The organism is Methylosinus sp. PW1 (assembly GCF_000745215.1).
In the GTDB taxonomy this organism is placed as follows: Bacteria; Pseudomonadota; Alphaproteobacteria; order Rhizobiales; family Beijerinckiaceae; genus Methylosinus.
Window position 1 is genome coordinate 530955 of record NZ_JQNK01000009.1, and the last position, 19148, is coordinate 550102.

Sequence of the window (19148 nt, forward strand, 5' to 3'; positions counted from 1 at the left end):
CCGCGATGAGCGTGTCGACGCCCTTCATCGAACGGCCGGTGGCGACCTCGCTGCTGAGCTTCGCCGTGCTCTTGTTCGGCCTGCTCGGCTATGCGCGCCTGTCGATCTCGCCGCTGCCGCAGGTCGATTTTCCGACCATTCAGGTCACGACGCAATTGCCGGGCGCCAATCCCGACACGATGGCGGCGCTGGTGACGGCCTCGCTCGAGCGCCAGTTCGGGCAGATCCCCTCGCTGCAGACCATGTCGTCGCAGAGCTCCTTCGGCCTGTCGCAGATCACGCTGCAATTCGATCTCGACCGCGACATAGACGCCGCCGCGCAGGATGTGCAGTCGGCGATCAACGCCGCCGCCTCGACGCTGCCGCGCAGCCTGCCCTATCCGCCCGTCTATGCGAAGGTCAATCCGGCCGACACGCCGGTGGTGACGCTCACCTTGCGCTCCAAGACCGCCAGCATGCGGCAGATGAGCGACGTCGCCGACACGCTGATCGCGCCGCGCCTCTCGGAAGTGCCGGGCGTCGGCCATGTGGCGGTGGAGGGCGGCGTGCGCCCAGCGGTGCGCATTCAAGCCGATCTCGCCCGGCTCGCCGCCAATCGCATGAGCATGGAGGATTTGCGCGCCGCCATCGCCGCCGCCAATGTCGCCGGCGCCAAGGGCTCGCTCGACGGGCTCCACCAATCCTACACGCTCGACGCCAATGACCAATTGCAGGCGGCGCGGCAGTTCGAGACCGTCGTCGTCGCCTATCGCAATGGCGCGCCGATCATGCTGCGCGATGTCGCGACGGTGATCGACGGGCTGGAGAACGCCAGGGTCGGCGGCTGGTATCGCGGCGAGCCGGCGATCATCCTCGACGTGCAGCGCCAGCCGGGCGCCAATATCATCAGCACGGTCGATCAGCTCCACAAGGAACTGCCCAATGTCATGCGCGCGCTGCCCAAGGGCATGTCGCTCGAGGTGGTGAACGACCGCACGCAGACGATCCGCGCCTCCATCGAGGATGTGGAATTCACCCTCGTCCTGGCCACGGCGCTGGTGATCCTGGTGGTGCTGGTGTTTCTGCGCAGCTGGCGCGCGACGGTCATCGCCGGCGTCAGCCTGCCGCTCTCCATCATCGCCACTTTCGCGCTGATGTCGCTCGCCGGCTTCTCGCTCGACAATCTGTCGCTGATGGCGCTCACCATCGGCGCCGGCTTCGTCGTGGACGACGCCATCGTGATGATCGAGAACATCGTCCGCAACATAGAGCTCGGCAAGACGCCGCATCGCGCCGCGCTGGACGGCGCGCGGGAGATCGCCTTCACGGTGATCTCGCTCACCGTCTCGCTGATCGCCGTGTTCATCCCGCTTCTGTTCATGACCGGCCTCGTCGGCCGCATGTTCCGCGAGTTCGCGCTGACGCTCACCGCTCAGGTCGTCGTCTCGGCGATCATCTCGCTGACCTTGACGCCCATGCTCTGCGCCAAGCTGCTGAAGCCGGGCGCCGGCCACGCCGCCCATGCGCCGGCGAGCGGCTTTTCCGCCTGGCTCGACGAATTCTACGCCAAGACTCTCGCCATGGCGCTCGGCCGGCAAAAGCTGATGCTGGCTCTCACCTTCGGCACGCTGGCGCTCACCATCGCGCTCTACGCTTTCATCCCCAAAGGCTTCCTGCCGCGCCAGGACACGAGCCTGCTCAATGTCGTGCTGGAAGCCTCGCCGGATTCCTCCTTCGAGACGATGACGCGGCTGCAGGCCGAGGTCTCGAAAATCTTCGAGGCGGAGCCGGAGGCGACGGGAACGGCCTCGGTGCTCGGCGTCGGCCCGCTCAACGCCACCACCAATGTCGCCCATATGTCGGTGACGCTGCGCCCGCGCGATGTGCGCAGCATAGGCGCGGACGCGATCGCCGAGCGCTTGAAGAAGGCGGCCGAGCGCATTCCCGGCGCGTCCGTCTACATAGAGCCGGTGCAGGACATACAGATCACGACGCGCGCCAGCCGCTCGCAATATCAATATACGCTCACCGCGCCCGACCAGGCCGAGCTGCAGGACTGGTCGCAGAAGCTGATCGACGCGATCCGCCGCGACGGCGTGTTCCGCAATGTCGCCGCCGAGACGCAGAACGGCGGCCTGCGCACCTTCCTGCGCATCGACCGCGAGCTGATGGGGCGCCTCGGCGTCACCGCGCAGAATGTCGACGACACGCTGAACGACGCCTTCGGCCAGCGGCAAATCTCCACCATCTACGCCCAGTCCAACCAATATCGCGTGATATTGGAGGCGGCGCCGCAATATCAGCGCGATCCGACGGCGCTCGACAAGCTCTATGTCTCGCCCTCCAATGGCGGCCCGCAGACGCCGATCTCGACCTTCGTCTCGGTGGAGCAGACGACGGCGCCGCTCGCCGTCGCGCATCAGGAGCAGTTTCCCGCGGCGACGATCAGCTTCGACCTCGCGCCCGGCGCCGCGCTCGGCGATGCGGTGGAGGCGATCGCCCGCATAGAGCGCGAGATCGACCTGCCCTCCTCCATCATCGGCATGTTCAGCGCCGATGCGGCGGAGTTCCGCAAATCGCTCGCCGGTCAGCCATGGCTCATTCTGGCGGCGGCCATCGCCATCTATGTGGTGCTCGGCGTGCTCTATGAGAGCTATGCGCATCCCTTCACCGTGCTGACGACGCTGCCTTCGGCCGGCGTCGGCGCGCTGCTGGCGCTGATGGCGACCGGGCTCGACATGTCGCTGGTGGCGCTGATCGGCGTCGTGCTGCTGATGGGCATCGTCAAGAAGAACGCCATCATGATGATCGACTTCGCGCTGGAGGCGGAGAAGGCCGAGGCGCTGACGCCCTTCGACTCCATCGTGCGCGCCTGCCGGCTGCGTTTTCGGCCGATCATGATGACGACGCTGGCCGCGCTGCTCGGCGCGCTGCCGCTGGCGCTGGCGCATGGGCCGGGCAGCGAGCTGCGCATCCCGCTCGGCGTCTCGATCATCGGCGGGCTCATTCTGTCGCAGCTGCTGACGCTCTATACGACGCCGGTCATCTATCTCGCCGTCGATCGCCTGCGCGCGCGGCTGCGTGACTTGCTGCATGGATCGCCGGCGCCGCAGCCGCAGGCCGCCGCCCCGACAGCGCCGCCCTCCGAGCGCAAGGAGGCGGCGGAGTGAAGGGGTTGGGCGCCATTTCTCCCTCTCCCCGCCCGCGGGGAGAGGGTCGGGGTGAGGGGCTCGGGGCATGAGCCGGCAACGGAACACGCCCCTGCCCCCTCATCCGAACCTTCTCCCCGCTCGCGGGGAGAAGGAAGGCGGCGAAGGCCGCGCGAAACGATCTCGCCCACGCGCCGATCGAGCCCCGACGCCATGAACATCTCCGAGCCTTTCATCCGCCGGCCGGTGGGCGCGAGCCTGCTCGCGGCGGCGCTGTTCATGGTCGGAGCCATCGCCTATTTCTTCCTGCCCGTCGCCAGCCTGCCGGCGATCGACTTTCCGGCGATCGGCGTCATAGCGGCGCGGCCGGGCGCCGATCCGGCGACAATGGCGGCCTCGGTCGCCGCGCCGCTGGAGCGCCGCCTCGCCGGCATCTCCGGCGTCACCGAACTCACCTCGGTCAGCTCGCTCGGCCAGACGCAGATCGTCGCGCAATTCGACATCAACCGGAACATCGACTCCGCGGCGCGCGACGTGCAGGCGGCGATCAACGCCGCCGCCACGGATCTGCCCCCCGATCTGCCGCTGCTGCCGGTCTTCCGCAAGGCGAGCCAGGCGACGGTGCCCTCCATCGTCCTCGCTCTGACCTCGGAGACTTTGCCGACCAGCGCTATTTTCGACGCCGCCGATACGGTCATCGCCCAGCGCATCTCGCAAGTGCCGGGCGTCGCCGAGGTCCGCATCGCCGGCGCCGAGCAGCCGGCGATCCGCGTGCAGATGGATACGGCGCGCCTCGCCGCGATGGGCCTCGGCGTCGATGCGGTGGCGAGCGCCATCGTCTCCGCCAATGTGCTCTCGCCGCTCGGCGCGCTGAATGGCGAGCAGCTCGGCCGCACGATCGGCGCCAGCGATCAGCTGGCGACGCCGCGCGACTTTCGCGACATCGTTGTTTCCGCGCGCGATGGCGCCGTGGTCAAGCTCGGCGACATCGCCACGGTCGAGCGCGGCGTGCGCAATCGGCTGGCGGCCGGCTGGTTCAACGGCAAGCCGGCGGTCATCATCATCGTGACGCGACAGCCCAACGCCAATGTGATCGCCATGGTCGATCAGGTGAAGGCGCTGCTGCCCGAGCTGCGAACATGGATTCCGAGCGGCGTCGACGTCTCCATCCTCTCCGATCGCACGCAGACGATCCGCGCCAGCGTCTCGGAGATTCAGAACACGCTGCTCGTCTCCATCGCCCTCGTGATGGCGGTGGTGTTCGTCTTCCTGCGCCGGGCGACGCCGGTCTTCGCCGCTGCGGTGACAGTGCCCCTGTCCCTCGTCGGCTCCTGCGCGGCCATGTGGCTCGCCGGCTTCTCGATCAATAATCTGTCGCTGATGGCGCTCACCATCGCGGTCGGCTTCGTCATCGACGACGCCATCGTCATGATCGAGAACATAGAGACCAATGCCGAGCGCGGCATGGACCGGCTGGAGGCGGCGCTCGCCGGCGCGAAGCAGATCGGCTTCACCGTCGTCTCGATCAGCCTGTCCTTGATCGCCGTCTTCATTCCGCTGCTGCTGATGGACGGCGTCTTCGGCCGGCTGCTGCGCGAGTTCGCCTTCACCCTCACCTTCGCCATCGTCATCTCGACGATCGTCTCGCTGACGGTGACGCCGACGATCTGCGCGCATCTGCCCTCGCCGAAGCGAGAGACGCCGTCGCGCTTCGACCGCCTGGTCGAGGGCGCGCTGGCGCGGCTCATCGGCCTCTATGCGCGCAGCTTGCGGCCGGTCGTCGATCATCCTTGGGCGACGCTCGGCGTCATCGTGCTGACGATCGGCTGGACCGTTCACCTCTACGCCTCGGTCCCCAAGGGCAATCTGCCGCAGGACGATATCGGCCTGCTCAACGGCACGACCGAAGCCTCGGCGGATGTTTCCTTCGGCGATATGGTCGCGCTGCAAAAGAAGGCCGCCGCCGTCGCCGCCGCCGACCCGGACGTCGTCAATGTCGGCTCCTTCATCGGCGGCTCCAATCAGATGTCCGGCAATCAGGGCCGGCTCTTTCTGGCGCTGAAGCCCGCCAATGAGCGCAAGGCGTCGAGCTTCGAGGTGCTGGCGCGCCTGCGCAAGGAGTTCGGCAAGATCGCCGGCCTCTCCGTCTATATGACGCCGTCGCAGGATTTGCGCTCCGGCGGGCGCCAGAGCAAAGCGCAATATCAGTTCACCGTCACCGCCTCCACGGTCGACGATTTGGAAGAGTGGACCCCCAAGCTGCTGGCGCGGCTGCAACGGCTGCCCGATCTCGCCGACGTCACCACCGATCGGCAGCAGGGCGCGCTGAAGGCCAATGTCGTCATCGACCGCACCGCCGCCTCGCGCATGGGCGTGCCGATTCAGGCGATCGACGCGGCGCTCAACAGCTCCTTCGGCCAGCGCCAGGATTCGATCATCTACACGCAGCGCAATCAATATCGCGTCATCGTCGAGGCGCCGCTGTCGCGCCAGCGCGATCCGCGCGATCTCTCCGGCCTCTATGTCTCGGCCAGCGACGGAACCCAGGTCCCGCTCACCGCCGTCGCCCGCATAGAGCGCGGGACCATGCCGCTCGTCGTCAATCATCAGGGCGTGCTGCCGGCGGCGACGATCACCTTCAACATAGCGCCCAGCCATACGCTGGACGCGGCGGCGAAAGCCATTCTCACGGCGACCGACGAAATGCGGCTCCCCAATGGCGTGCAGGCGGAATTCGCCGGCGACGCCAAGGATTTTCGTAAGCTCTCCTCCGGCATGGCGTGGCTGATCCTGGCCGCGCTGCTCGCGGTCTACATCATCCTCGGCGTGCTCTATGAGAGCCTCGCCCATCCGGTGACGATCATCTCCACCCTGCCCTCGGCCGGACTCGGCGCGCTGCTGGCGCTCGAGGCCTTCGACACGGAATTCACGCTGATCGCCTTCATCGGCATTCTGCTGCTGATCGGCATAGTGAAGAAGAACGGCATCATGCTGGTCGATTTCGCCCTGCACGCCGAGCGCGACAAGGGCTTTTCCGTGCGCGATGCGGCGCTGGAGGCGGCGGTGGAGCGATTCCGGCCGATATTGATGACGACGCTCGCCGCCATGCTCGGCGCCCTGCCTCTCGCCTTCGCCGGTGGAGTCGGCGCGGAAATGCGGCGTCCGCTCGGCGTCACCATCGTCGGCGGTCTGCTGCTCAGCCAAATGCTGACGCTCTACACGACGCCGGTGATCTATCTGCTGATGAGCAAGCTGGAGAGCCGGCGGCCGCGGCGGGCGGCGGAAGCGACGAGCCGGGAGGCGGCGATCACGGAGCCGCAGACAGCGAAAGCTTCGTGACGCGCCGCGGCGGCGCCCTTGTCCCCGCATGCAGGGATAAGGGCGCCTATGAAGGCCGCGAGGCGATCGTCGAGATCAGTGCGTGAAGTCGCTCTGCGTCTCGAAGAACAGCCGCAGGACGGGATGCTCGCCACAATCCTCGACCGGGATGTGCCAGAATTTCGAATCCATCTGCGGAAAGCGCGACATGGGAAGGTGAATTTCCGTCAGTCGCGAATGATTGTCACGCCCCTCGATCATCGCCTCGCCGAGCAGATGCAGCAGATCTTCCAGTCGATCCGGCACTTCCGCGACAGTGAGCGTCGTCGTGTTCGAGAGAGGGCGGGCCTTATCGTAAACGAGCTCGTAATCTGCTGGTTTCATAAATCCGACCCCACGATTGCCGGCCTAATGGCAAGCAAGACGCATACCGCAGGCGGAGCAGCTAGCCCATGCTGCAGCGCATCCGCCCTGCGCCTTGCGCTCACTATAGACCCCTCAAGACGAAGGTCAAAAGGAGAGCGCGGCTTTCAGGGTCCTAAAAATCACAAAAGCGTGTCAATTTTGTAACCGCCTCAACCCTCGGAATTATTTATGCGATTTCCCCAGCGATCGGAGAAGATCAATTCCTCGAGCGGCAGGCGCTTGGCCCATTGCCGGATTTCGAGCTCCGGCTGGGCATAGGCTTTGGCGACGCGGCCGACGCAGAGATAGGCCACAATGGCGATTTCCGCCGGGATGTCGAGAATCGCACGTAAATCCTGCTCTCTCAATATGCTCACCCAGCCGACGCCGATTCCTTCCGCCCGCGCCGCCAGCCAGAAATTCTGCACCGCACAAGCGGTGGAGAGGAGATCGGCCTCCGGTTGCTGCGTGCGGCCGAGCCCCGTCCGGCCCTGCCGGGAGCGGTCGCAAGTGATGCATATATTGAGAGGCGCCTTCAAAATCCCTTGCAGCTTCAAGCTTCGATATTGCGCGCGCCGCTCTTGCGGCAGCAGCGCCTCCTCCGCCTCGGCGGCGCGCTCGAAAGCGGCGTGCACGGCCTCTCGCAGGCCGCGGTCCCGGATGAGCAGAAAGTTCCAGGGCTGCATAAAGCCCACCGAAGGCGCGTGATGCGCGGCGTCGAGCAGGCGCATCACCTCCTCATGCGACAATTCATCGGGCAGGAACTCGTCGCGAACGTCGCGGCGCGTGTGGATGGCGCGATAGACGGCGGCGCGCTCCTCCTCCGAGAATGGCGCGCTGGCGACGAGCGACGGCTCGGGATCAAAGACCATTTCGTCCGCTCTCCAATGCGCGCTCCAGCCGTTCCCAGGCCGCGGACGCAGCCGGCAGGCCGAAACGGAGCCGATCCGGCCGCTCGCCGAACCTTCGCGTCAATATGCCGCGCCGGGCGAGATGGGCAAACCATCGATCCGCCGCCGCATGCCGAACGAGCCGAAAAAGCGACGTTCCGCCAATGATCTCGAAGGCTGATGCGGCGAGCAGCCCATCGAGCCGGGCGGCGTCCCGCGCGAGCGCGGCGCCGCGGGCCGCGAGCCAGGGCGCATCGGCGAGCGCCGCCGCGCCGATCGCCAGCGCCGGGCCGGAGACGCTCCAGGGTCCGAGCGCCGCCCGCAATGGCTCGGCGAGCGCCGCGCCACAAAGAGCAAAGCCGAGCCGCACGCCCGGCAGCCCATAGGCCTTGCCGAAAGACCGCAAGAGCAGGAAGCCCTCCTCCCCCGCACGCGGCGCAAGGCTGGCCTCGGCGGGAAGAAAATCGGCGAAAGCCTCATCGACGATCAGCAGGCCGCCCTTCGCCGCCATGGCGCGCGCGGTCTCGGCGAGGCGCGCGACGGGTTCGAGGCGGCCGTCGGGATTATTGGGATTGACGACGACGCCGACCTCGGCAGCCGCGATCTCCTCCAATGTCTCCACCCGCGCGACCTTGGCGCCGGCGGCGCGCCAGGCGGCCGCATGCTCCTCATAAGTGAGGCCGAGGACGGCGACCCGCGAGCGGGGCAGGCATTGCAAGCGCGGCAGGCATTGAATGAAAGCCTGCGTCCCCGCCCCCGCGACCACCTGCGCCTTCGGCCCCGCGCGATAGGCCGCGGCGGCGATGCGCTCCAGCGCGGCGAGCGCGGCGACGTCCGGCAGGCGGGTGAAGACCTCCGGCGCGAGCGGCGGAAACGGATAGGGATAGGGGCTGACGCCGGTCGAGAGATCGATCCAGGGCTCCGGCGCCTCTGGAAATAGCGTCCGCGCGAGATCGACTCGGCCGCCGTGCAGAATCGGCGTTGGCGCGCTCATCGCGCCAGCTCCAAAAGCGCGTCCACGTCCAAATGGCGCTCGAAATGTTCGGCGAGGCCATCCAGCGTCGCCTCGATCGACTGCTCATAGGAGAGGTCGGAGGCGCGCGCGCCATGATCGCGCAGAAAGGCGGCGCGCAGAGCGTCATCGGCGAAAAAGCCATGCACATAGACGCCGGCGCAGCGACCATCCGTCGAAACCGCGCCGTCGCGCCGCCCGTCCTCGAAGCGCAGCAGCGGACGCGCGCAATCGGCCCCCTCTGTGCGGCCGGCGTGCATCTCATAGCCGTAGAAGGGGATATTTTCGGCGATGGTCGCGCCTCTCACCTGCTTCAGCACTTTCTCGGTCTCGAAGACCGTCTCCATATCGAGGAGGCCGAGCCCCTCCACCGCGCCGGGCGGCCCCTCGAGCCCCTGCGGATCGGCGATGCGACGGCCCATCATCTGATAGCCGCCGCAAATGCCGAAGACGCGCCCGCCGCGACGAATATGCGCGGCGAGGTCTATGTGCCAGCCGGCCTCGCGAAAGGCGGAAAGATCGGCGATCGTCGCCTTGGAGCCCGGCAAGATCACGAGCCGCGCCTCCGCCGGCAGCGGCTCGCCCGGCCGCACCAGAATGAAACGCACGCCCGGCTCCGCCCGCAGCGGATCGAGATCGTCGAAATTGGCGATATTGGGCAGCAGCGGCGTGGCGATGGTCAGGCCGCCCTCCCCGCCCGAGGCGCCGGCGCGCAGGCCGAAAGCGTCCTCCGCCGGCAGTCGCGCGGCGTCGGCGAAAAAGGGCGCGAGGCCGAGCGGCCGCCAGCCGGTGCGCTCGGCGATGAAGCGCATGCCTTCGTCGAAGAGCGAAGGATCGCCGCGGAATTTATTGACGATGAAGCCGCGGATCAGCGCTTCATCCTCTGGATCGAGCACGGCCTTGCAGCCGACGAGCTGCGCGATGACGCCGCCGCGGTCTATATCGCCGACCAGCACGACCGGGACGTCGACGCGGCGGGCGAAGCCCATATTGGCGATGTCGTTGGCGCGCAGATTGATCTCCGCCGCGCTGCCGGCGCCTTCGACCAGCACGATATCGCAGCTCGCGCGCAGGCGCTCATAGCTCTCCAGCACGGCGGACATCAGCCCCGCCTTCCATTGCTGATATTCGCGCGCGCGCGCCGAGCCGACGATTTTTCCGCGCAGCACGACTTGCGCGCCGGCGGCGCCCTGCGGCTTCAGCAGCACCGGATTCATGTCGGCGGTCGGCGCGAGACGCGCGGCGCGCGCCTGCAACGCCTGGGCGCGGCCGATCTCGGCGCCGTCCGCCGTCACCGCGGCGTTGTTGGACATATTCTGCGGCTTGAAGGGCGCGACCCGCAAGCCGCGCCGCGTGAGCGCGCGCGCGAGGCCGGCGACGACCAGCGATTTGCCGACATCCGACCCCGTGCCTTGGAACATCAGTGTGACGCTCATCTAGGCCGCCTCGCAGAAGAGAAAATCGACGGCCGCCGCGACATCATGAACAATGCGCGCCGCGCCGCCGCGCGGCGGCGTGACCATTACGACCGGCAGGCCGAGCATGCGCGCGGCTTCTATCTTCGCATAGGTCTCGCGGCCGCCGCTGTTCTTGGAGACGATGAGGTCGACCGCCGAGGCGCGCATCAGGGACAATTCGCTCTCGACTGTGAAAGGACCGCGCTCCAGGATCAATTGGTAGCGTGGCGGTAGATCGTTCTCCTGCGGCTGATCGATCGTTCGGATCAGATAATAATGCTGCGGCGCACACAGAAAATCCGCGAGCCCCAGACGGCCAATGGTGAGAAAGACGCGCCGCGGCGTCTCGCCCAGCGCGGCGACGACGCCGGCATTGTCCGCGACCTCGATCCAGCAATCCCCCTCCATTGGGCTCCAAGGCGCGCGCGTGTAGACCAGCAGCGGCAGGCCGAGCGCCGCGCAGGCCGCGCGCGCATTGGCGGAAATTCGCGCCGCGAAGGGATGGGTGGCGTCGATCACGCGCTCGATGCGCTCCTCGACGAGATAGCGCGTCAGCCCCTCGACGCCGCCGAAGCCGCCGATGCGGACCGGCAGCGGCGAGGCGAGCGGCGCGCTGGTGCGGCCGGCGAGCGAGACCACCGCATGAAGGCGCGCGTCGCCGGCGAGACGGGCGGCGAGCGCGCGCGCCTCGCTGGTCCCGCCCAGAATGAGCGCCCGGATCGGCCCGGCCTTTTGCCGCAGCGCAGCGAGGGGCGCCGCGGCCGGCGTATTGGTCTGAGGCATGGCTTAGCCCTATACTCCCGCCCGTGATTATTCAAACGGAGGCTCGAGATGAAGCGGTCCTGGATATGCGCGTCGATTTTTTCTGTCGTCGCGACCGCGGCGCTCGCCGATCCGATCGGCGAGTGGCGCGTCGCCGACGGCACCGCGCATATTCAGATCAGCCGCTGCGGGCAAGCGATCTGCGGCAAGATCGCCTGGCTCTCCGAGAAGGGCGTCGACGAGAACAATCCCGACCCCCGCCAGCGCAAGCGCTCGCTGCTCGGCCTGCCGATCCTGAATCTGAAGCCCGCCGGCGCCAATCAATGGACCGGCACCATCTATAACGCCAAGGACGGCCAGAGCTACGCCGCGAGCCTCGCGCTGCGCAGCGAGAAGGTGCTGCTCCTCGAGGGCTGCGTCAACGGCACCAATATCTGCGGCGGCGAGGAGTGGACGCGGGTGCGGTGAACGGCCGAGTGTTTTCGAGCGAAGTGGGAACCGGTTCGCGTGAAGAAAACACGACAGAATAAAGGAATCTAGCGTTTTCCGGTTCGATCTGAACCGGAAAACGCTCGGAGCCACGCTATTTCCCCCGCGCGAGATACTCCTCCTTCAGAACGCGACGCAGAACCTTGCCGACATTCGTCTTGGGCAGGCTGTCGCGGAACTCGAAATGGCGTGGCGCCTTGTAATGCGTCAGCGTCTCGCGGCAGAAATCATGCAGCTCCTTGCCGGTGACGCTGGGGTCGCGCGGCACGATGAAGGCGAGCGCCGCTTCGCCCGAATGCGGATCGGGAATGCCGATCACCGCCGCCTCGCTGACCTTGGGGTGGCGCGTCAGCACATTCTCGACTTCATTGGGATAGACGTTGAAGCCGGAGACGAGGATCATCTCCTTGAGACGATCGACGATCTTCATCAGTCCATCTGGCATCATCACGGCGACGTCGCCAGTGCGCAGGAAACCGTCCTCTGTCGTCGCGGCGGCGGTCTCCTCCGGCCGATTCCAATAGCCGGCCATCACTTGCGGACCTTTGACGCAGAGCTCGCCGCGCTCGCCGAAAGGCGCGGGCTCGCCGGAAGGCAGGCGGATCGACACTTGCGTCGAGGGATAGGGATAGCCGATGGCACCGGAAAATTCGACGAGATCGGGCCGGTTGCAGGTGATGACCGGCGAGGTCTCCGAAAGGCCATAGCCTTCGATGATGGGATGGCCGGTGATCTCCTTCCATTTGCGCGCGACGACGTCTTGCGTCGCCATGCCGCCGGAGATGCAGAAGATGAGATCGGAGAAATCGACGCGCGCGAAATCTGGATGATTGGCGAGCGCCGCATAGAGCGTGTTGACGCCGGAGATCATCGTGAAGCGCGATTTGCGCAGCGTCTTCACGAAGCCGGGGATATCGCGCGGATTGGCGATGAGCAGGCAGGAGCCGCCGATCTTCACGATCAGCAGGCAACAGGCGGTGAGGCCGAAGATGTGATAGAGCGGCAGCGCCGTCACCATCACCTGATCGAGCGGCGTCGGCAGATAGGGACAGAGCCAGGCGGCCGATTGCGTGACATTGGCCGCTATGTTGCGATGCCGCAGCATAGCGCCCTTGGCGACGCCGGTCGTGCCGCCCGTATATTGCAGAAAGGCGAGATCGTCCGGGCCGACGTCGGCGTCGCGCAGCGGCGCCACGGCGCCTTCGCGCAGCACGCGCGAGAAGCGCAGGCTCTGCGGCAGGCGATAGCGCCGCACGGCGCATTTCACATAGCGCGAGATGAAATTCACGATCGGGCCGCGCAGGCCGAGAAGATCGCCCGGAGCGATGACGACGGCTTTCTCGAGGCTCATCGACGGCCATGCGGCCTCGACGGTGTGCGCGAAATTCTCGAGCACGAAGATCATGCGCGCGCCGGAATCCTCGATCTGATGCGCGAGCTCCTTGGGCGTGTAGAGCGGATTGACGTTGACGACGACCGCGCCCGTGAAAAGCACGCCGAAGATCAAGGGCGGATAGGCCATCACATTGGGCGCCATGATCGCGATGCGATCGCCCTTGGCGATTCCCTGCGATTGCAGCCAAGCCGCGATCGAGCGCGCGGCGTTGCCGAATTCGGCATAGGTGAGCTTGGCGCCGAAGCTCTCGAGAGCGGTGCGGCCGGAAAATTCGACCACGCTCTGGCGGAACATGTCCACGAGGGTCGAATAGCTCGCCGGGTCGATCTCGGCGGGTACGAAAGGCGGATAGGATGCGACCCAGGGACGGGTGGCGTAAGGGTCCGACGCGAGAGTGGCGGCAGTCATTCGTGGCCTCCGGGCATGGGCGCGATCGACCGCGGCCCAGCGGTCCGCTCAATGGATTAGCGTTTGCTCGAGACAGCGACAACTCGGGACAGCGCAATCCACACACGAAAATATAGCGCGCCGCGGGCGCGAGCGCAGCCCCGCGCGCGCGACGATCGTCGTCGCAGCGCAGCATCGCCGCGGCTCGCGAAATTGGAGGACGTCAGCCGCCGACGACGCGCGCGCCGAGCAGCAGCGCGAGGCCGAAAGCGAGCACGAGGAGAGCGGCGAGCAGCTCGCCCGCGCGCAGCAGCGTCTCCGCGCGCGACGATCTGCGCGCGGCGAGACGCGCCGCGAAATCCTTGGCGAAGACCGCCGTCGCCGCCAAGGCGCCGGTGGTGATCGCCGTGCCGGCGGACATCAGCAGCGTCGCCCCGGCGCCGGCTATGAAGACGCCTTGTGACAGTGTGAAGACGAGCACGAGTATGGCGCCCGAGCAGGGACGAAGACCCGCCGCGACGACCGTCGCCAGCGCATCGCCCCAGCGAAAGCCGGCGCCGAGCCGGGCGGCGTCGATCGCATGCATATGGCCGCAGTCCGGCCCATGAACATGGCCGGGATCGTCGTCGACCGCCTCGCAGGCGAAGGCGCCGCGGCGCGCGACGGCGAGGACAGGCGCCGGCTCCCGCAGCGCGGCGAGCAGCGCGCGCCCTTTCACATAGGCGAGGCGCGCGCCCACGGCGGCGATGGCGGCGTAGCTCGCCGTCTCGATCCACGTCGCCGCCTCGGTCATGCGCTGCGCGGTGAAGCCGAAGAGAATGGCCGCCACGCCGACGAGCGCTATCGCCACCACACCCTGCAGCAGCGCCGCCAGAGCGGCGAGCGCCAGCCCGCGCTTCAGCGCCGTCTCATTGGCGATCATATAGGAGGCGAGCACGGCCTTGCCATGACCCGGCCCGGCGGCGTGAAAAACGCCATAGGCGAAGCTCGCGGCCGCCAGAGGGAAGAAGGCGCTATTGTCGGTCTTCAGCGCGCGCGCGGCGTTCTGCAGCTCCAAATGGAATTTGCTCTGCCATGCGAGCAGCAGGCCGGCGAGGCCGCTCGCCGCGCCGACCGGAGCTTCCGAAGGGCCGACGGCGAAAGGATGACGCGCCGCCTGCGCCAGCGCGGCGTCCTGCGACAGCGCGAGCGCGGCCAGCGCCAGGAGGAGGAGCAGCGCGCAATTCCGCGGCGAAACCCTCACGGGCAGGCCACGACGATGCGCGCCGCGAGCTTCATGCTGAAATCGGCGCCGGGCGACATATTGGCGAAAAAGGCTTCGCTCAGCTTTTGCGTGTCGACGGCGAGCAGCGGCTTCGGCTCCACGACGCTGGTGGAGCAGCCCGCCGGAGCGCCGGCGAGCGTCACTGGATTTTGCTTCTCGAGATCGAAGGCGACGAAATAGGTCGGATCATAGGTCTGGAAGGAGAAAGGCTTTTGCGCCGGCAGCGGCTTCTCCAGCGGCAGAGTGAAATGCATGGTGACGATGCGCTTGTCGTCGGCCTCGAGCCACACATCCTCCGGCGGACCGAAGGCGGCTTTGGCGTTCTGATATTTCGCGAAGGTGAAATAGTCGAATTCGGCGAGCGATTCGGCGTTGGTCTTGGCGAGCGGCGCGAGCTCCTCGCGGCTCGGCGGCTTGCCGTCCTTGCCGAGCCCTTGCAGCGCGAAGGCGGAATACATCTCGTCGAAGGTCCAAGCGTGGCGCACGCCCTTGATCTTGCCGTCCGGCGTGAACACGATCTCGCTGCGCATGGCGACCCAGACATGCGGATGCGCGGCGGCCGGGACAGCGGCGAGCGCCATGGCGAGGGTCAGCGAAGCGAATGCAAATCTTCTCGGCATAGGGGCTCTCGCCTCGGTGGAGCGCGGCGCTCTCGCGAATCGCTCCCGCTCCGAGCGCGGAGGCTGTAGTCGCGGAAGGCGGCGGAAACAGGGCTGGACGCGCTGTTTCGACAGCTTTTTCGGCGCCCGCGAAGGCTCGCTTGCTGGCGTCGCTCGTCGTGACGTATAATGCCACGCCCGGCGCCGCAAGGACAAGCCGGGCGGGTCGCGCCGGGGGCGGCGGCGGCCATCCCTCGCGGATGGGATACGGATTTTCACGGATGAGGAGGACGGGAGTCTTTCCGCCGACGCGCAAATCCGCAATATGACTCTTTCGAAAGCGCCTCGCGCGAGAGCTTTCGAGCGGCAACGCTTCATAGGGGGAGCGGGCCTCGCGCCCCTCTCCGAGACGATGACGTCGCGCGGCCCTGCGCGAGCGGGGCGCCCCGCGAGGGCGTCGCGCCGAGCGAGGAGAGAATACGTATGGCGGATGAAGTCGCCGGCGCCACGACAACCGGCCCCGCCCTAGGCGACGTGTCCCTCGCCGATCGATTCGATCTTTCCAAGACGCATGTGCTCATCAACGGCACGCAAGCGATCGTGCGTCTTCTGCTGATGCAGAAGGAGATGGATCGTCGCGCCGGACTGCGCACGGCGGGCCTCGTCTCCGGCTATCGCGGCTCGCCGCTCGGCGGCATGGACGCGCAGCTGCACAAGGCGAAGCCGCTCTTCGACAGACACGACATTCTGTTCATGCCGGGCCTCAACGAGGATCTCGCCGCCACCGCCATTTGGGGCGCGCAGCAGGCGGAGATGCGCGGCGAAGGCAAATATGACGGCGTCTTCTCCGTCTGGTACGGCAAGGGGCCAGGCGTCGATCGCTCTGGCGACGCGCTGCGCCATGTCAATCTCGCCGGCTCCTCCCGCAATGGCGGCGTGCTGGCGCTGATGGGCGACGACCATACGGCGGAATCCTCCACCACGGCGCATCAGTCGGAGTTCGTCTTCGTCGATATGATGATGCCGATCCTCTCGCCCGCGGGCGTGCAGGAGATTCTCGACTACGGCCTCATGGGCTTCGCGCTGTCGCGCTACGCCGGCGTCTGGACCGGCTTGAAGCTCATCAAGGACACGGTGGAATCCACCGCCTCCGTCGACGGCTCGCTCGATCGCGTGCGCCCCATTGCGCCGCTCGATTTTCTGATGCCGCCGGGCGGCCTCAACATACGTCCGCGCGATCCGGTGCTGACGCAGGAAGCGCGCATGCAGGAGAGCAAGCGCGACGCCATGCTCGCCTTCATCCGCGCCAATCGCCTCAATCGCATCATCACCTCCGGCGGCCCCGCCGCCAAGATCGGCGTCATCACCGTCGGCAAGTCCTATCTCGACGTGCGCCAGGCGATGGACGATCTCGGCATAGACGAGGTGAAGGCCAATGATTACGGCCTGCGCCTCTATAAGATCGCCTGCCCCTGGCCGCTCGAGCCGCAAGGCTTGCGCGAGTTCGTGCGCGGACTCGATCTCGTCATCGTCGTCGAGGAGAAGCGCTCGCTGATCGAGGTGCAGCTGCGCGAGCAGCTCTATGGCTCGTCGCATCAGCCCATCTGCATCGGCAAGAAGGACGAGGTCGGCGAATGGCTCTTCCCGGTGAAGGGCTCGCTCGACGCCAATGACGTCGCCATCGCTATCGGCCGGCGGCTGCTGAACTACGTTCGCTCCGACGATCTCGAAGGGCGCGTGCGCCGGCTCGAGCACATGCAGGAGCGCCGCAAATCGCTGACCGACGTCGGCGTGCGCGTGCCGCATTTCTGCTCCGGCTGCCCGCATTCGACATCCACCCATGTGCCGGAGGGCATGCGCGCCTATACGGGCATAGGCTGCCATTATATGGCGCAATGGATGGACCGCTCGACCGAGGGCTACACGCATATGGGAGGCGAAGGCGCCAATTGGATCGGCGAGGCGCCCTTCTCGACGCGCAAGCATGTGTTCCAAAACCTCGGCGACGGCACCTATAATCACTCCGGCTCGCTGGCCATTCGCTTCGCCGTCGCGACCAAGACGAACATCACCTTCAAGATTCTCTTCAATGGCGTCGTCGCCATGACCGGCGGACAGGCGCATGAAGGCGATCTCACCGTCGAGGCGATAGCGCATCAGGTGGCGGCGGAAGGCGTCGCCAGAATCGCGCTCGTCTCCGACGAGCCGCACAAATACGCCTCCGATATTCAATGGCCGCCGGGCCTCGACATTTATCACCGCAACGTCATCAACAGCGTGCAGAGCGAGCTGGCCGCGACGGATGGCGTCACCATTCTGATCTACGATCAGACCTGCGCCACCGAGAAGCGCCGCGGCCGCAAGCGCGGCGAATATCCCGACCCGGATGTGCGCGTCGTCATCAACGAGCTGGTCTGCGAAGGCTGCGGCGATTGCGGCCGCGCCTCCAATTGCGTGTCGGTGCAGCCGCTGGAGACGGAATTCGGCCGCAAGCGCCGCATCGACCAATCGAGCTGCAACAAGGATCTCTCCTGTCTCGAGGGCTTCTGCCCGAGCTTCGTCACCGTGCATGGCGCGCGCATGAAAAAGGCCGCGCCGACCAGCGAGACGCAATGTCCGCCGCCGCCGGAGCCCGCCGTTCCGCAGATCGGCGCGGCGCCTTATGGCGTGCTCGTCGCCGGCATAGGCGGAACGGGCGTCGTCACGGTGAGCGCCATTCTCGGCATGGCCGCCCATCTCGAGGGCAAGGGCGTCGGCGTCATCGACATGGCCGGCCTCGCGCAAAAGGGCGGCGCCGTCTATTGCCATGTGAAGATCGGCCGCACGCCCGACGAGGTTCATGCGATCCGCATCGCCGCGGGCGAGGCAGATCTCGTGCTCGGCTGCGATCTCGTCGTCGCCGGCGGCAAGCAGATACTCGCGGCCATCGATCCCACGCGCAGCCATGTCGTCGTCAACAGCGCCGAGGTGTTTCCCGGCGATATCGAGCGCGACCCGGATTTCGTGCTGCCGGCGCAGCGCATAGAGCGCGCCATACGCGAGGCCGCCGGCGAGCGCGTCGATTTCCTGAATGTGACGGAGCTGGCGCTGGCGCTGCTCGGCGATTCCATCGCCGCCAATATGTTCATGCTCGGCTACGCTTGGCAGAAGGGCCTGCTGCCGCTCTCCGAGGCCGCGCTCTTGCGCGCGATCGAGCTGAATGGCGAGGCGGTGGCGATGAATCATTCCGCTTTCGCCTGGGGCCGCCGCGCCGCGCATGATCTTTCGAGCGTGGCCGCCGTCGTCTCCTCATTGCGCGAGCGCAATCCAACTCGTGACGTTTCGCAGAGCCTCGAGGAGATGATCGAGCGCCGCGTCGCCTTCCTCACCGATTATCAGAACGCCGCTTACGCCGCCCGCTATCGCGCGCGCGTCGACGCCGTCGCGCGGCTCGAGAAGGAGCGCGTTCCCGGAACCAAGGAGCTGACCGAGGCGGTGGCGCGCGGTCTGTTCAAGCTGATGTCGGCCAAGGACGAGTTCGAGGTGGCGCGGCTCTACACGGATGGCTCGTTCCAGCGCCAGCTCGCCGAAATCTTCGAGGGCGATCTGCGCATGGAGCTGCATCTCGCGCCCAATCTCGTCGCCTTCCAGCGCAAGAACGACATTGGCGGCTCGCGCAAGATCACCTTCGGCCCATGGATGTTCCATGTGCTGAAATGGCTGGCGCGCTTCAAGGGCCTGCGCGGCACCATTCTCGACCCCTTCCGTCCCGACAGCGACCGCATCTCCGAGCGCAAAATGCTCGCCGATTATCAGACGCTGCTGGACGATATTCTGCCGCGCCTGTCGCCGGCCAATCACGCCGCCGCCGTCGCGCTGGCGCGCATACCGGAGAAGATCCGCGGCTTCGGCCACATACGCGCCCGCAGCGTGCTGGAGGCGCGCGCCGAGATCGCGCGGCTCTATGGCGAATATTACGCGATCAAGCCCGATCTGAAGATGGCGGCGGAGTGAGGGAGAAGGCGGCGCGCCGCCTTCTCTGTCGAGGCGGAACGCAACGCT

The 19148-nt window shown here is 66.8% G+C and carries 12 protein-coding genes; 4 read left to right on the top strand and 8 right to left on the bottom strand.

Annotated features, from left to right (window positions below):
- The first annotated feature begins 5 nt into the window (after positions 1-5).
- Together K369_RS11820 and K369_RS11825 are read left to right on the top strand one after the other, a co-directional pair.
- On the top strand, positions 6-3149 hold the full coding sequence (locus tag K369_RS11820; RefSeq protein WP_036291405.1) for an efflux RND transporter permease subunit: 3144 nt from the start codon (positions 6-8) through the stop codon (positions 3147-3149).
- A gap of 192 nt (positions 3150-3341) precedes the next feature.
- On the top strand, positions 3342-6467 hold the full coding sequence (locus tag K369_RS11825) for an efflux RND transporter permease subunit (protein WP_036291408.1): 3126 nt from the start codon (positions 3342-3344) through the stop codon (positions 6465-6467).
- Between the two features lie 75 nt (positions 6468-6542).
- On the opposite strand, the gene K369_RS11830 is transcribed toward K369_RS11825, so the two are convergent.
- From K369_RS11830 to K369_RS11850, 5 genes are all read right to left on the bottom strand, one after another.
- Positions 6543-6830, bottom strand: a complete 288-nt coding sequence (locus K369_RS11830; RefSeq protein ID WP_036291410.1) for a hypothetical protein — start codon at positions 6828-6830, stop codon at positions 6543-6545.
- 191 nt (positions 6831-7021) lie between these two features.
- Positions 7022-7723 (bottom strand): 5,6-dimethylbenzimidazole synthase, encoded by a 702-nt coding sequence (gene bluB, locus K369_RS11835; RefSeq protein WP_036291412.1) that lies wholly within the window; start codon positions 7721-7723, stop codon positions 7022-7024.
- Positions 7713-8735: a threonine-phosphate decarboxylase CobD gene (gene cobD / locus K369_RS11840; RefSeq protein WP_036291414.1), complete on the bottom strand. Its 1023-nt coding sequence runs from the start codon at positions 8733-8735 to the stop codon at positions 7713-7715. The genes bluB and cobD overlap by 11 nt, the downstream gene beginning before the upstream one ends.
- Positions 8732-10189, bottom strand: coding sequence for a cobyric acid synthase (locus K369_RS11845; RefSeq protein ID WP_198033108.1), 1458 nt, complete (start codon positions 10187-10189; stop codon positions 8732-8734). Before K369_RS11845 ends, cobD begins: the two co-directional genes overlap by 4 nt.
- Positions 10190-10993 (bottom strand): cobalt-precorrin-6A reductase, encoded by an 804-nt coding sequence (locus K369_RS11850; RefSeq protein WP_051949232.1) that lies wholly within the window; start codon positions 10991-10993, stop codon positions 10190-10192.
- A gap of 48 nt (positions 10994-11041) precedes the next feature.
- On the opposite strand from K369_RS11850, the gene K369_RS11855 reads away from it, so the two are divergent.
- Positions 11042-11440: a DUF2147 domain-containing protein gene (locus K369_RS11855; protein WP_036291416.1), complete on the top strand. Its 399-nt coding sequence runs from the start codon at positions 11042-11044 to the stop codon at positions 11438-11440.
- Between the two features lie 115 nt (positions 11441-11555).
- On the opposite strand, the gene K369_RS11860 is transcribed toward K369_RS11855, so the two are convergent.
- From K369_RS11860 to K369_RS11870, 3 genes are all read right to left on the bottom strand, one after another.
- Positions 11556-13265, bottom strand: coding sequence for an AMP-binding protein (locus tag K369_RS11860; RefSeq protein ID WP_036291419.1), 1710 nt, complete (start codon positions 13263-13265; stop codon positions 11556-11558).
- A gap of 202 nt (positions 13266-13467) precedes the next feature.
- A complete protein-coding gene (locus tag K369_RS11865) occupies positions 13468-14487 on the bottom strand; it encodes a nickel/cobalt transporter (RefSeq protein WP_036291421.1) in 1020 nt (339 codons plus the stop codon).
- Positions 14484-15128 carry a DUF1007 family protein gene (locus K369_RS11870; protein WP_036291423.1) on the bottom strand — a complete coding sequence of 215 codons (645 nt, stop codon included), beginning with the start codon at positions 15126-15128 and terminating at the stop codon, positions 14484-14486. Before K369_RS11870 ends, K369_RS11865 begins: the two co-directional genes overlap by 4 nt.
- Positions 15129-15590: 462 nt before the next feature.
- Here K369_RS11870 and K369_RS11875 point away from each other — a divergent pair, with 462 nt between their 5' ends.
- Entirely contained in the window at positions 15591-19100 is a 3510-nt protein-coding gene (locus K369_RS11875; protein ID WP_036291425.1) for an indolepyruvate ferredoxin oxidoreductase family protein, read from the top strand.
- Positions 19101-19148 lie beyond the last annotated feature (48 nt).